This window comes from Rhodococcus jostii NBRC 16295 (assembly GCF_001894825.1).
GTDB lineage: Bacteria > Actinomycetota > Actinomycetes > Mycobacteriales > Mycobacteriaceae > Rhodococcus_F > Rhodococcus_F jostii.
Window position 1 is genome coordinate 53,885 of sequence record NZ_BCWY01000036.1, and the last position, 13,046, is coordinate 66,930.

Genomic DNA, 13,046 nt, shown 5'->3' on the forward strand with positions numbered 1-13,046 from the left:
TCGAGGCGACAACCGAATCGAGAGTGACTTCGCATGAACACCTTCGCAGTGCGCTCGGCGATCGCAGCATCAGCCGCCGCACTCGCAGTCTTCGCCACACCCGGCATCGCAGCCGCGGCACCGAACCTCCACGGCGATCCGAAGACTCCGGGCACACAGGTTCAGGTCGAGAGCGAACCGGGCGACTCGAACAGCTACACCTGTGGGGCAGTCGGCGTCGCGGGAGCGGGAGTCGGGTCGAATTCCTCCGGTGGCGCCGGCCAGGTCAACGGTGCCTACTTCGGTCCCGGCCCGGTGCAGGGCGGCTGCGTCGGCAGTGACGGATCGGTCTACTTCCCGACAGGCAACGCCGAATAGGAGCTGAGCCCGGCCGGCCGCTGTGGCTCACACAGCGGAATCGAGGAACTCGGCGACAGCCTTGTTGACCGAATCGGGTCGCTCCATGTTTGTCGCGTGCCCTGCGCGCGGAACGACGGTCGACGCTCCGTTCGGCGCAAGTGCTGCGGCGGCCGCTGCGTGTGCAGACGGCCAGAATTCGCTTTCGGAGCCGGCGACGAACAGGACGGGGAGATCGCTCGAACGGATCGTCGGACGCCAGTCGCGCTTCGCGTGATCGTTCAACAGGGCGAGTTCCGGCGGCGACAGTGTCCGGTCGACGCGGCCCATCGCGGCGAGCAGTCGGACCAACCGCATCCCGCGTTTCCAGATCGGCGTGCCGTGGCCGGTCGCGGGAATGACGTCGGCAAAGAACGTGTCCACCGTGTCCCCGTCGTAGCCGTAGAACCCGTACGTCCAGTCCGGTGTGTTGAGCATCCTCGGAGTCTGATCGACGACAACAGCCGCCGCCAGCCGTCCCGTTCCGTGCGCGTCCACATACGACCAGATCGTGTTTCCGCCCGTCGATCCTCCGATCAGAACCGCACCCTGCAGATCGAGTTCCTCCATGAGTGCGTGCAGATGACCGGCCCGTGTCTGCATCGTCGTTCCGTGCGGCAGGTCGGGCGCCGGCCCGTGGCCCGGCAGATCCACACCAATCACGCGGTGGCCCGCCTGGATCAGAGACGGGATCTGATAGCGCCACGATGTAGCGGGCGCTGTGAAGCCCGCCAGCAAGACCACGCTCGACGCCGCTCTGCCGTCGCCGTACACGGTGTAGTCGATTCGACCCCCGCCAGTTTCGATGGAAGGCACTGCTTCTCCTGTCGCCGAAGACTGCCGCGCCGACGCGACACCGTGCCCGCCTGCGGTCACTGCGACGGTAGTACGGCATCGGGAAGCAGGCTATGGAGAATCTCTACACAGCGGGGCGACTTCTATGTGGACCAGACGGTGTCAGAAGGACTGTCCGGTTGCCCGGAAGATCACCTCGTTCACGTCGACGTGTGGTGGCTGACGCAATACCGAGCCGATTCTCCGTTGGGTTGTCAGCATCCCCGGGTTCGTAGGTCCTATCGCACAAGTGCTACCGCTGATCTGGCGGTCATGCACCGTACCTGCACCCCTTTCGTCTGTTATCCACGCCGTATGCGTTCCATCTCGAGCGACCCGCCTGTGGGTTCAACCCTGTCCGCGATTCGTGCCAGTGCACCATCGCTCACCCCGAGTGAACGCCGTGTGGCCGATGTCTGCGTCGAGCAGTCCCGTGCGGTGGCCTGGTGGTCGGTCGCGGAACTTGCCGAGCATGCCGGAACGTCGACGGCCACCGTGACCCGTGCGTGTCAGAGACTCGGGTTCAGCGGGTTTCAGCACTTGCGTACGCTGCTGGTGCGCGAATTGGGCGCCGCGACCGTCCCCTTGATCGATCCGTCATCGGGTTGTCGAGATGGTGCCGGGGATCTGCAGGCAGCGTTCGCCGAGATGGCCACGGATGTTGCCGGTGCGCTCGCCCCGCTGGACGACGGAGCGTTCGACCGGGCGGTGCGAGTTCTGGCATCAGCGGACCGGATCCTGGTGATCGGCAACGGTGGATCCGGCGCATCCGCGGCGGCGATGGCGGTGCACTTCGTTCTGAACGGACGGACGGCCGTGGCGCCCACCGACGCCGTGATCCAGCAAATGACCGCGGCGCACCTCACCTCGCGGGACGTGTGCCTCGTGGTCGGCGACAGCGGGACGGACTCGGCGACCTTGGGTCCGGCGGAGTCGGCCCGCGCGGCGGGAGCAACGGTTGTCGGTGTCGCCCGTTCGCCGCTGGTGGAACTGTCCGACATCAGCCTCGTCATCGGTCGCGGCACAGGGTGTCCGGACGAGCTGGGCAGGTCGGCGACGGTGGTGCAGTTCGCGTTCTTGATCACGCTGCAGATCGCGGTGTGTCGAGACGGATTGCGCCGCTGATTCGACAGCGCCGCGGTCGAATCAGGAATTTCTACAGGTCGAGCACCAACAGGTCCGATCGCGCCCGCGAGACGCAGAGCATGATCGACACGCTCTGTTCGCGCTCACCGGCGGAGAGCACCGAGTCGCGGTGGCAGACCTCGCCTTCGAGAACGGGGGTCTCGCAGCTCGCGCACGTGCCTTCGCGGCACGACGTCTCGACCGCGATCCCGACACCCGCGAGGGCGTCGACGATCGACTGCCCTTCGCCGACGCGGACTGTGGCACCCGTACTCGCGATCCGAACGGTGAAGTCGCGGTCGGGTGCGGATTCCTCGTCCGCGGAGCGCGGCCGGAACCGCTCGACGTGCAGCCGCTGCGCATCCCCCGGTCCGATGGCGGATTCGACCGCCGCGAGTAACGGCTCAGGTCCGCAGCAGTACACCTGGGCTCGCGGGGCGCTACGCGCAAGAATGTCGGAGACCGGCAGTATGCCGCATTCGTCCTGGGGTTGCACGCCGACCCGGTCACTATGGGCGGCGACCTCGTCGAGGTATGCCATGGACTGCCGGGACCGACCACCGTAGTGCAGGGTCCATGCCGCTCCTGCGGCCTCGGCTGCCGCGATCATCGGCAGCATCGGTGTGATGCCGATACCTCCGGCGACGAAGACGTACTCCGCGCTGGGCTCGAGTTCGAAGTTGTTGCGGGGCAGTGACACCGTGAGGGTGCTGCCCGGCACTGCTTCGCGGTGCAGGTAGCGCGATCCCCCGCGTCCGTCCGGTTCGAGCAGTACTCCGACCCGCCACCGTAGCCGGTCCTGCGGATCACCGCACAGCGAGTACTGCCGAACACCCGCCTCACCGGCCGCGATGTCGATGTGCGCTCCCGGCGCCCAGGCGGGCAGCTCTCCCCCGTCGGGCAAAGAGAGCTCCAGGGACACCACCTCGGGAGTTTCGTCATGCCGTGCAACGACAATGACGGAAAAGGTGCCGTTCGCCGAAAGCATCTGATCTCCTCCTGATGAGACGGATCCGCAGGACTACGGGCGGTTCGAAGCAGAAGTCCTGCCGTCCAGCGTCACCGATGCTCCGGAAACCCGCCTACGGCGACGTGCAATCGACTCGGGCGATCGGCGTTCCCTATCACGACGCTCCCGTGGAAGCACCCGGCGTGACACTGACCGGTGTCGACGACTCCCAGGCACAATCCCCACCAACACGGAAGTGACATCAATTCATGACTGCACTCGAACCGCTGGTCGAGAGAACCTCGGACTTCATCCGCGACTCCGTCATTCCCGTCGAGCGCGACGTCATCGTCCACGGGCGTGTCGTCGACGACGCGCTTCGCCTGGACCTACAGAAGAAGGCCAAGGACGCCGGGGTGTTCGGTCCACTGTCGGACGTGCGCTACGGCGGGCTCGGTCTCGATACGCGCGCACAGGCCCGCGTTCTCGAGGCGGCGGGAGCCAGTCTCCTTGGGCCGCTGTCCGTGAACGGCTCGGCCCCCGACGACGGCAACATCCACCTGTTGGCACACGCCGGCACGCCCGAGCAGAAGGAGCGCTATCTGGCGCCCCTCGCGTCGGGTGAGATCCGGTCCTCGATCGCCATGACGGAACCCGCCCCCGGGGCCGGGTCGGATGCGTCGCTTCTCCGTACCCGAGCGGAGCGGACCGGTTCCGGGTGGGTGATCAACGGGGCGAAGCACTTCACGACCGGTGCGGACGGCGCCGGTTTCACCATCTGCGTAGCCGCCACTGCGGATGGTCCGACCATGTTCCTCGTCGATCAGGACAACCCCGGCCTGACAGTCGGACGCCGCATGCCCACGTTGGACCACAGCGTTCCCGGTGGGCATTGCGAAGTGGAATTCGTGGACTGTGAGGTCACGGGTGACGCAGTGCTCGGCGAGGTCGGCCTCGGTATGGAGTACGCGCAGGTGCGTCTTGCGCCGTCGCGGCTCGTGTTCTGCATGAACTGGCTCGGACTTGCCGTCCGCGCCCACGAGATGGCCGCCCGTCACATCAATAGCCGCACGGCGTTCGGTGTGCCGATCGCCGAGCACGGAATGGCGCAGGGACTGGTCGCGGACAGCGAGATCGACATCGCCGCGTCCCGCGGACTGATCCGCACCGCCGCGGAGGCGATAGACACAGCCGGTCCGTCGTCGTCTGCGGCACGGCACCACGCGTCGATCGCCAAGACGTTCGTGTCGGAGGCGGTGTGGCGGATCCTCGATCGCGCGGTGCAGTTGCACGGGGGGCTCGGTGTGTGCGAGGACCACCTCGTCGCGCGGTTCCTCGTCGAAGCACGCGCTTTCCGGATCTACGAGGGGCCGTCGGAGGTGCTGCGGTGGTCGATCGCCCGCCGCGTCCTGCGTGCGGTCCGCTGACCTGAACATCGACATCCACTCGAGGAGAATTCCATGATCACACAGACCTCTGCTCCGACCCCGAGCTTTGCCGACGTCTACGGCGAGCTCGACTACACCGCACTCGATTACGAACATCTCCGGACCGTGTCGGACGGCATGGTTCCGTTCGGCAACCAGGTGGGCACCAGCATCACCGAGCTGGGACCCGAGCGTGCGGTCGTGGAAATCCCTGCCGTCGCATCGGTGACCAACCACATGGGCACTGTGCACGCGGGCGCCCTGTTCACCGCGGCGGACATCGCCGGGGCCGCCGCATTCGTCGGCGCCGCCGCGACCCGCCTCGACACGATCGCCCGATTGGTGCTCAAAGCGGGCACGGCGTCCTACCGCAAGCCCGCAGTCGGACGAATCCGCGCCGTCGCGACGGTGGACGAGCGCGAGTTGCGCGAGATCCTCGCCGCGGACGTCGACCAGCGCTTCGAGCTGTCCGGCAAGGCGTTACTCCTCGACGACGCCGACGTGATCGTCGCCAAGTTCACCTTCGACTACGTCTGCGACGTCGTGATCGCCACGGACGGTGAGCGACGATGACGACGCGTTCCGAGAATCGGCCCCCGTCCGAATACTCCACACTCGAGTCGCTGCCGGTCCGCACCACGGACGACGTGACGTTCCGGGTGCGCGTACTCCCCGCACCGCAGCCGGACGCTCCGCTGATCCTGATCCTCCCCGCGATGGCGATGAAGGCGAAGCACTACCTCGCACTGGCGAAGTCGCTCCACGCACAGGGACTCTCGGTCGCGACCTGCGATCTGCGCGCCCAGGGTGAAAGCCGCCCGTCGCTCCGGGACGGAAAAGACTTCGGGTACCGCGAGATGCTCGAGATCGATCTGCCCGCGATCGTGGCGGCCCTGCGCCAGCGCTTTCCTCATGCACCGCTCCACCTTTTCGGGCACAGCCTCGGCGGGCAGCTCGCGCTCCTCTTCGCGGCAGCCCGGCCGACCGCGGCAACCAGTGTCACGGTGATCGGCACCGGCACCGTCTTCTGGCGGGCATTCGGGCCCCGGCGTTGGGTGGAGGCACTGACCGACATCCAGTGGATCGGGCTGGTCTCCCGCGTGAAGGGGTACTGGCCCGGTGGGGTGCTGATCCCCGGCGCGATGGCCGGCGGCGTGATGGTCGACTGGTCGCTGCATTCGCTCACCAGCCGCTACCGTCCCAAGGGCAGCTCACTCGACTACGATCGTCTGCTGGCCGACATGACGCTCCCGGTCCTCGCGGTCTCCCTCGAGGACGACCGCCTCGGGCCGAAAACCAACGTCGACTTCCTGGTCGCCCGCATGCCCGCGGCTCAGGTCACGCAATGGCACGTCGACGGCGACTCACCGGTGACTCATCGTGACCACTTCGAGTGGCTCGCGGACTCCCCGGTGATCGCTCAGCGGGTCTCGGAGTGGATCGGCTCGGGTTCCGTCTCGGCCTGAGCCGGAACCCGTTTCGGGCGCAGCGCGACGGCGGTGAGAACGCCGCCGAGCGCTGCGCCTGCCGCGGCGAGGAGAAAGGTCGCGGGCAGGTTGGTCACCGCGGCGTCACCGGCGGGCGGGGAGGCCAGCGCGGCGATCGCGACCCCGAACACCGCGCCGAACTGACGGAAGGTGTTCATCGCCCCCGACGCGGCCCCCATCGCCGCGGTCGGCACGGCGTCGGCCATCGCCTGGATCGCGACGACGCCACCCGACAGCGGAATGCCGCCGCCCAGCAGACCGAGGGCGATCAGGTACCCGATCGGCGGGACGTCGAGGGTCACGGACACGAGCCCGACGAGTCCCGCGCAGATGAGCCCGAGGCCGGTCACCATCGTCCGGCGGGTGCCGAAGCGGCGGGCGACGATCGCGGCGATCAGAGACGCGACGCCCAGCATGCCGAAGAGCGGGAGGAAGCGGAGGCCCGTCTGCAGAGGGGACAGGCCCAGGTCCCGCTGGAAGAACAGGGTCAGGACGAACAGCACACCGTAGAGACCGAAGAGTCCGAGGAAGTTCACCGCACACGCGACGGTCACCTCGGGGATACGGAACAGATCCGGTGACAGCAGGGGGTGGCGGGTCCGGGTCTCCCACACCACGAAGACGGCGACCACGACGGCGGCGGTGACTGCGCATCCGAGCACGAACAGCGACGTCCACCCCCGATGCGGACCCTCGATCAGCAGGAGTGTGAGGCTGCAGCCGGCGACCACGAACAGGATCTGGCCCGGAACGTCGAGGCCGCGACCCGTCTGCGGCCGCCCGGTCTGCAGCGCCGACCGCAGGCACAACCAGGCGAGAAGGCACACGGGGAGGTTGATCCAGAACAACGCCCGCCAGCCCGCCGTCGTCACGAGAACGCCACCGAGCAGGGGGCCGACCGCGAGCGCGACGCCGGCCGTGCCTCCCCACAGCCCGATCGCCCGCGCCCGCGCTGCGGGGTCCGGGATGTGTGTGCTGAGCGCGGCGACCGACAGTGGCACGATCGCCGCCGCAGCCACACCCTGCAGGGCCCGGGCGGCGACGAGCGCCCCCATTCCCGGCGCGATCGCGCACAGCAACGAGGCAAAGGTGAACAGGACCGTTCCCGCCAGCAGTACCCGTCGTGCGCCGATCCGGTCGCCGAGCAGCCCGCCTGCGAGGAGTAGGCAGGCGAACGCCAAGGTGTAGCCGTCGAGGATCCACTGCGCTGCCGTGCCGCCACCACCGAGGTCGCGAACGATGTCGGGGAGCGCGACCGGGGTGATGCTGGTGTCGAGGTAGACGACGAACGTCATGGCGCAGATACCGAGCAGAAGAGGGGGGCGGATTCCGGGAGCTGGGTACGAAGTCACGGAGTCAGCGTAGGATTGCCGGCCCGAAGCGACTACTCCGCAATCATTTTCGCCGCGCTCCATCGAATTCGGCTATCGCCGCCTTGTCGCAGACATGAGGAGTTTCCGATCGCGCGGGCGCACTCCCCCTATCGTCGCTGGATGCACCCGCACGAGGCGGTGTCGGGTCGGGCGGTCGCTGTGTGGTGTTCACTGCGCCGTCACCCACGGCTGCTGTGGTTTCTCCCGGAAACACGGAACAACCGAGGAGACGCGGGTGGCGCAGATAAGACTCGAGTGTGTGTCGAAGCAGTTCGGCACCGCGCAGGTGGTGCGAGACGTCGACCTCGACATCGCCGACGGAGAGTTCATGGTCCTACTCGGACCGAGCGGTTGCGGAAAATCGACGCTGCTGCGGCTGATCGCAGGCCTCGAGACCCCGTCTGCGGGGCGCATCCTGCTGGGCGGCGAAGACATCACCAGGACGTCGCCTCGACAGCGGGACGTTGCGATGGTGTTCCAAAGTTATGCTCTGTACCCGCACCTGACCGTCGCGAAGAACATCGGGTTCCCTTTGCGTGCCCGCGGGCGTTCGAAGGACGAGATCGGGGAGCGGATCCGGGCAGTGGCGTCGGCGCTCGGTTTACAGAACCATCTGGACCGCCGACCGGCCCAGCTGTCCGGCGGACAACGTCAGCGGGTGGCGCTGGCCCGGGCGATGGTCCGCGACCCGGGGGCATTCCTCATGGATGAGCCGCTGTCGAATCTGGATGCCGCGCTGCGCAGCGCCACTCGCACCGAGCTGATCGACCTGCATCGCCGCCTGGGATCGACGTTCCTGTACGTCACCCACGACCAGGTCGAGGCGATGACGATGGCGACACGAATTGCACTGTTGAACAACGGAAGGATCGAGCAGGTCGGTACCCCGACCGAGCTGTACGACACTCCGCGTTCGACATTCGTCGCGGCTTTTCTCGGCGCGCCACCGATGAACCTGTTCGATGCGACGGTGATCGTCCGGGCCGGGGAACTACACCTCGTCGCGGACGGTGTCGACGTACCCCTCGGGCTGCCCGCCGACTCGGCAACCGGACCACAGAAGGTGACCGCAGGCATCCGGCCGGAACGCCTCCGGCTGAGAGGCGCCGATGCCCGACTCCGCGGTGTCGTCACCGCATCGGAGAACCTCGGAAGCGAGGAGATCGTGCATGTCACCGTGGGGGGCACCGTCATCCGCGTGCGCGCTCTGCGCCCGGTTCCCGCCCAGATCGGCGACGCGGCGGCGTTGTGCGTCGACCCCGCCGACATTCAACTCTTCGACTCGACGACCGGCCGTCGGTTGGTCTGGCACCGTCTCCACGAGCACGAGGCATCGTCACGAGACGCCTCGCTGTCGGTGGCATGACCACCGGCACGTTCACAAGCCCCGCCCACACACGAACAACAGGAGAAACACAGTGAAGAAAACCTTGCCCGGGCTGGGCGCGCTGGTGACCAGCGCATTGGTCCTGACCGCCTGCGGCGGACTCGGCACCACCACCACGGATTCCGCGTCGAACAGCACTGATCCGGTGCCCGAACTCGCCCCGGACCAGAAGGTGTCGATCGTGTTCGAGAGCTACAACTACGGTATGGCGGGAGCGTGGACCGACACCTTCAACGCCCTGATCGACGACTTCACCAAGCAGAACCCGAACATCACCGTCACGGCGCAGAAGCCGCAGGGCAACAGCCCGAACCCGGCAACCGACACGATCTCGAGCATCCAGAGCCAGACGGTGGCCGGCTCGCCGCCGGACGTCGCGCAGCTCGGGTTCAGCGACCTGGATTTCACGATTCACCAGCTCGGCGCACACTCGCTCGACGATCTCGTCGGCAAGGAGGCCGTGCAGAAGAACTTCGACGGCGCCAAGTACCCGTACGCCCCGACGGCGCGCACCCTGGCCGACTGGGAGGGCACCACGTACGGTGTGCCCTTCGTCTTCTCGACGCCGGTGTTCTATTACAACGCAACACTGTTCGAGCAGGCCGGCCTCGACCCGGCCGCACCGCCGAAGACGTGGGACGAGGTGGCGGAAGCAGCGGCCGCGATCACCGCGAAGACCGGTAAGGGCGGCGTCTACCTCGACTGCCTGACCAAGACGGCGAAGGACTGGTGCTTCCAGAGCCTCGTCCGGTCCAACGGCGGACAGGTCATCGCCGACGACCGCGCCTCGCTCACCTTCGCGGACGACCCCGCGGTGCAGGTCGCGGACATGGCACAGAACCTGGTCCAGTCGGGATCGACACCCAAGCTCAGCCAACAGCAGGGCTACGAAGCCTTCGCCCGCGGAGACGTCGGCATGATCCTCGAGACCAGCGCGATCCAGGGCACCTTCGTCAAGGGCGCCAAGGACAAGTGGGACCTGCGCGCCACCACGATGCCCAGCTTCGCCGGCAAGACCCCCGTTCCCACCAACTCCGGCGCCTCCCTCTTCACGTTCGCCTCCGACCCCGCGAAGCAGCGCGCCTCGTGGGAATTGATCAAGTTCCTCACCAGCGAGGAGGCCTACACCAAGATCGCCCAGGGAATCGGGTATCTGCCGCTGCGCACCGGTCTCGTCGACGATCCCGCCGGATTGAAGGAATGGTCGCAGAAGAACCCGCTGCTCGCGCCGAACATCGCCCAGCTCGGCTCGATGGAGCCGTGGATCTCGATGCCCGGCAACAACTACCTGCAGATCCGGGACGGCATGATGGACGCCGTCGAGGCGGTCGTCTACCAGGATGCCGACCCGAAATCCACTCTCGAAGCCGCCCAGAAGCAGGCCAGCGCGCTTCTGCCCACCCAATGACCCCCGCAGCCGTCACGGTGGTTCACCTGACGGACACTCACATCCGCGCCGAGGGTGACCTCGTCCATGGCACGATCGACACCCTCGACAACCTCCGCCGCGTACTCGACCGCATCGTCGGATCCGGTCAGCGTGTGGACGCGGTGGTGCTGTCGGGCGATCTCAGCGACAACGGGGCGCCGGAGGCATACCGGCGGTTGCGGGAGGTCGTCGAGCCGGCGGCCGCCGACCTCGGTGCACAGATCGTCTATGCGGTGGGCAATCACGACGACCGCACCGCCTTCCACACCGAACTGCTCGGACTCGACTCCGGCGATGGTGATCTCGCCGCTCCACACGACGCGGTCCACAACATCCATGGTCTCCGGGTGGTCGTGCTGGACAGCACCACACCCGGCAGGCACGACGGTGGGCTGACGGACGAGCAGCTGACGTGGCTCGACGACGAGCTGTCCCGTCCGAGCGAGCGGGGAACGCTTCTCGTACTTCACCACCCGCCGATCTCGTCACCCGTCACCACGGTGAACTACCTGCGTCTCCAGGATCCCGGCCGACTCGCGGAGGTACTGGACGGCTCCGATGTGCGAATGATCCTCTGCGGGCACTCCCACCTGACGAGTTCGGGGACGGTGGCGGGGATCCCGGTGTGGGTCGGTCCGGCGCTGTCCTACCGGGTGGACCCGATCGCCGAAGTGGGCCGCCACCGCGGCGTCGCCGGATACGGATTCAGCAGGATCGACGTCCTCGAGTCCGGGGTGGTCGCGACCGCGGTCGAGGCGACCCCTGCCGAGGCGGTCTACGACATACCGGAACAGGACATGCTCGACCGGTTGCATGCCCTCGAGCTACAGGCGGGGTGAGGAAAACATCGTGTTCGTTGCCGTACCGGACTTCGCTGACGCGACGACACCCGTCCGGGAACCGGTGGCGGTGCCTGCCATCCGTACCCACCCTCTGAAGAGGGTGGGGCGGGTGGCAGAGCCGTACCTGTTCCTGGCGCCGGCTGTTGCGCTGCTGGTCGTGTGGACATATCGCCCGCTCGTTCAAGCGGCCCAACTCTCCACCTACTCCTGGAACCTGCTTCCGACGACCCCCATGGTTCCCGTCGGCACGGACAACTACCGCCGGCTCCTCGAACTTCCCGCGGTCGGCGACTCCGTCTGGCGGACAGTCGTCCTCATCGTCGGTCTGCTTCCCTTCACGCTCGTGTTACCGGTGATCGTCGGATTCGCCACGCGCGGCGTCCACGGCCGGGCCCGTGCGATCTACCAGAGCCTGATCTTCGCCCCCTTCCTCGTCGCCCCGGTAGCGAGCGCGGCCGTGTGGCAGTGGCTCCTCGATCCGGGTGCCGGGATCGTGAACCGGGTGCTCGGCTCGGACACCAACTGGATCCACGACCCGGCATCGGCGCAGTGGGTGATCGTCGCCATCACCGGCTGGCATTTCATGGGCTTCGCTGTGCTGGTGGTCTCCGCAGGCATGGCCGGCATCAGCGGCGACTACTCCGAGGCCGCGCAGGTCGACGGAGCGACGCGACGGCAGATCGACTGGTGGATCACCCTGCCCCTGTTGTCGCCCACCCTCGTGTTCCTCGGACTCATGACCGTCCTGCTGAGCGCGCAGTGGACCTTTCCGCTGATCGACACCCTGACTCAGGGTGGACCGTCGCAGGCGACGACAAACATCTACTACCTGTTGTGGGACTACGGTTTCCACAGCTTCGATGCAGGCCTGAGTGCCGCCGCGGGAATCATGCTGTTCGTCGGATTCGGTCTCGTGGCGGGGGTTCTCGTGTGGATCTCGGAAAGGATCTCGTTCCATGACGATCAGTGAGCCGTCCGTACCCGAGCCGCTGTGGCGACGGGCGCGGGGACATGTCATTCTCGTCGCCATCGCCACCGTGTGCGTGTTCCCCATCTACTGGCTGCTCGCGACGTCACTGCGACGGCCCGACGACGTCGGCTCCCTCTCCCCCGTGCCGTGGCCGCTGTCACTGGGCAACTACGTGGACGCGACCGAGAAGGTCGACGTGATCCGACTGCTCGCCAACACGTTCGGTGTTTCCCTCGTATCGGCGGCTGGTCAGCTCCTCGTCGCGCTGCTCGCCTCCTACGCGTTCGCGATGTATTCGTTCCGCTTCCAACGGCTGCTCTACCTCGCGTTCGTCGGAACCTGGCTGGTGCCGTTCCAAGTCACCATGCTTCCCAATTATGTGCTGCTGTACCGAATGGGATTGATCAACAACCTTGTCGGCGTGATCGTGCCGACGCTGTGCTCTGCGCTGGGTGTCCTGATGCTCCGGCAGCACATGAACAGCTTCCCGAAAGAACTGGTCGCGGCGGCGAAGCTGGACGGCCGTTCCTCCTGGTCGATTCTCTGGACCGTCGTAGTGCCGAATCTGCGCCCCGCACTGGCCGCGCTGTCGATCCTGCTGTTCATCAATGCCTGGAACGAATACTTCTGGCCGGCAGTGGTCCTGCAGCGCAGCAACGCCGTCGTTCAGTTGGGGCTGAGGAGTTTCATGGGAACCGAGGGCAACGACTGGGGGCCGATGATGGCCGTCGCAGGTCTCGCGTGTCTCCCCGTGTTCGCGCTGTATGTCGTCCTGCAGCGGCACATCGTCAACGCATTCGTTCGATCCGGACTGAAATAGGTCTCGAAACATCAGGTCTCGAAACATC

General features: G+C 66.8%; 13 protein-coding genes. 10 read left to right on the forward strand and 3 right to left on the reverse strand.

Annotated features, from left to right (window positions below; translation table 11 throughout):
- Positions 1-33: 33 nt before the first annotated feature.
- On the forward strand, positions 34-357 hold the full coding sequence (locus RJ1_RS22985; protein ID WP_073364269.1) for a hypothetical protein: 324 nt from the start codon (positions 34-36) through the stop codon (positions 355-357).
- Between the two features lie 27 nt (positions 358-384).
- Here RJ1_RS22985 and RJ1_RS22990 read toward each other — a convergent pair whose 3' ends face one another.
- Positions 385-1,191 (reverse strand): alpha/beta fold hydrolase, encoded by an 807-nt coding sequence (locus tag RJ1_RS22990; protein WP_073364271.1) that lies wholly within the window; start codon positions 1,189-1,191, stop codon positions 385-387.
- Positions 1,192-1,524: 333 nt separating this feature from the next.
- Between RJ1_RS22990 and RJ1_RS22995 the strand changes: the two genes are divergently transcribed.
- The gene (locus RJ1_RS22995; protein WP_073364272.1) at positions 1,525-2,334 is read left to right on the forward strand and encodes a MurR/RpiR family transcriptional regulator; all 810 of its coding nucleotides are present in this window, start codon (positions 1,525-1,527) and stop codon (positions 2,332-2,334) included.
- Between the two features lie 31 nt (positions 2,335-2,365).
- On the opposite strand, the gene RJ1_RS23000 is transcribed toward RJ1_RS22995, so the two are convergent.
- Complete coding sequence (locus RJ1_RS23000) at positions 2,366-3,322, reverse strand: PDR/VanB family oxidoreductase (RefSeq protein WP_073364274.1); 957 nt, start codon at positions 3,320-3,322, stop codon at positions 2,366-2,368.
- Between the two features lie 230 nt (positions 3,323-3,552).
- On the opposite strand from RJ1_RS23000, the gene RJ1_RS23005 reads away from it, so the two are divergent.
- From RJ1_RS23005 to RJ1_RS23015, 3 genes are read left to right on the forward strand one after another with little or no spacing between them, the layout of a single operon-like run.
- On the forward strand, positions 3,553-4,710 hold the full coding sequence (locus RJ1_RS23005) for an acyl-CoA dehydrogenase family protein (protein ID WP_073364276.1): 1,158 nt from the start codon (positions 3,553-3,555) through the stop codon (positions 4,708-4,710).
- 33 nt (positions 4,711-4,743) lie between these two features.
- Positions 4,744-5,283 carry a YiiD C-terminal domain-containing protein gene (locus RJ1_RS23010; RefSeq protein WP_073364277.1) on the forward strand — a complete coding sequence of 180 codons (540 nt, stop codon included), beginning with the start codon at positions 4,744-4,746 and terminating at the stop codon, positions 5,281-5,283.
- Positions 5,280-6,176, forward strand: coding sequence for an alpha/beta hydrolase family protein (locus RJ1_RS23015; RefSeq protein ID WP_073364279.1), 897 nt, complete (start codon positions 5,280-5,282; stop codon positions 6,174-6,176). The genes RJ1_RS23010 and RJ1_RS23015 overlap by 4 nt, the downstream gene beginning before the upstream one ends.
- On the opposite strand, the gene RJ1_RS23020 is transcribed toward RJ1_RS23015, so the two are convergent.
- A complete protein-coding gene (locus RJ1_RS23020) occupies positions 6,131-7,549 on the reverse strand; it encodes an MFS transporter (protein ID WP_073364280.1) in 1,419 nt (472 codons plus the stop codon). The genes RJ1_RS23015 and RJ1_RS23020 overlap by 46 nt on opposite strands.
- Positions 7,550-7,829: 280 nt before the next feature.
- Here RJ1_RS23020 and RJ1_RS23025 point away from each other — a divergent pair, with 280 nt between their 5' ends.
- Genes RJ1_RS23025 through RJ1_RS23045 form a run of 5 tightly spaced genes read left to right on the forward strand, consistent with a single transcriptional unit; the run spans position 7,830 to position 13,018 of the window.
- The gene (locus tag RJ1_RS23025; RefSeq protein ID WP_255284898.1) at positions 7,830-8,936 is read left to right on the forward strand and encodes an ABC transporter ATP-binding protein; all 1,107 of its coding nucleotides are present in this window, start codon (positions 7,830-7,832) and stop codon (positions 8,934-8,936) included.
- A gap of 52 nt (positions 8,937-8,988) precedes the next feature.
- Positions 8,989-10,365 carry an ABC transporter substrate-binding protein gene (locus tag RJ1_RS23030; protein ID WP_073364283.1) on the forward strand — a complete coding sequence of 459 codons (1,377 nt, stop codon included), beginning with the start codon at positions 8,989-8,991 and terminating at the stop codon, positions 10,363-10,365.
- Positions 10,362-11,225 carry a metallophosphoesterase gene (locus tag RJ1_RS23035; RefSeq protein WP_073364285.1) on the forward strand — a complete coding sequence of 288 codons (864 nt, stop codon included), beginning with the start codon at positions 10,362-10,364 and terminating at the stop codon, positions 11,223-11,225. The genes RJ1_RS23030 and RJ1_RS23035 overlap by 4 nt, the downstream gene beginning before the upstream one ends.
- Positions 11,200-12,198 carry a carbohydrate ABC transporter permease gene (locus tag RJ1_RS23040; RefSeq protein ID WP_174695012.1) on the forward strand — a complete coding sequence of 333 codons (999 nt, stop codon included), beginning with the start codon at positions 11,200-11,202 and terminating at the stop codon, positions 12,196-12,198. The genes RJ1_RS23035 and RJ1_RS23040 overlap by 26 nt, the downstream gene beginning before the upstream one ends.
- Positions 12,185-13,018 carry a carbohydrate ABC transporter permease gene (locus RJ1_RS23045; protein ID WP_073364287.1) on the forward strand — a complete coding sequence of 278 codons (834 nt, stop codon included), beginning with the start codon at positions 12,185-12,187 and terminating at the stop codon, positions 13,016-13,018. Before RJ1_RS23040 ends, RJ1_RS23045 begins: the two co-directional genes overlap by 14 nt.
- Positions 13,019-13,046: the final 28 nt, after the last annotated feature.

Excerpts from the sequence above, each read along its gene's own strand:
- RJ1_RS22985 (WP_073364269.1), top strand. The coding sequence starts at position 34 with ATGAACACCTTCGCAGTGCGCTCGGCGATCGCAGCATCAGCCGCCGCA.
- RJ1_RS22995 (WP_073364272.1), top strand. The coding sequence starts at position 1,525 with ATGCGTTCCATCTCGAGCGACCCGCCTGTGGGTTCAACCCTGTCCGCG.
- RJ1_RS23000 (WP_073364274.1), bottom strand. The coding sequence starts at position 3,322 with ATGCTTTCGGCGAACGGCACCTTTTCCGTCATTGTCGTTGCACGGCAT.
- RJ1_RS23005 (WP_073364276.1), top strand. The coding sequence starts at position 3,553 with ATGACTGCACTCGAACCGCTGGTCGAGAGAACCTCGGACTTCATCCGC.
- RJ1_RS23010 (WP_073364277.1), top strand. The coding sequence starts at position 4,744 with ATGATCACACAGACCTCTGCTCCGACCCCGAGCTTTGCCGACGTCTAC.
- RJ1_RS23015 (WP_073364279.1), top strand. The coding sequence starts at position 5,280 with ATGACGACGCGTTCCGAGAATCGGCCCCCGTCCGAATACTCCACACTC.
- RJ1_RS23035 (WP_073364285.1), top strand. The coding sequence starts at position 10,362 with ATGACCCCCGCAGCCGTCACGGTGGTTCACCTGACGGACACTCACATC.
- RJ1_RS23040 (WP_174695012.1), top strand. The coding sequence starts at position 11,200 with ATGCCCTCGAGCTACAGGCGGGGTGAGGAAAACATCGTGTTCGTTGCC.
- RJ1_RS23045 (WP_073364287.1), top strand. The coding sequence starts at position 12,185 with ATGACGATCAGTGAGCCGTCCGTACCCGAGCCGCTGTGGCGACGGGCG.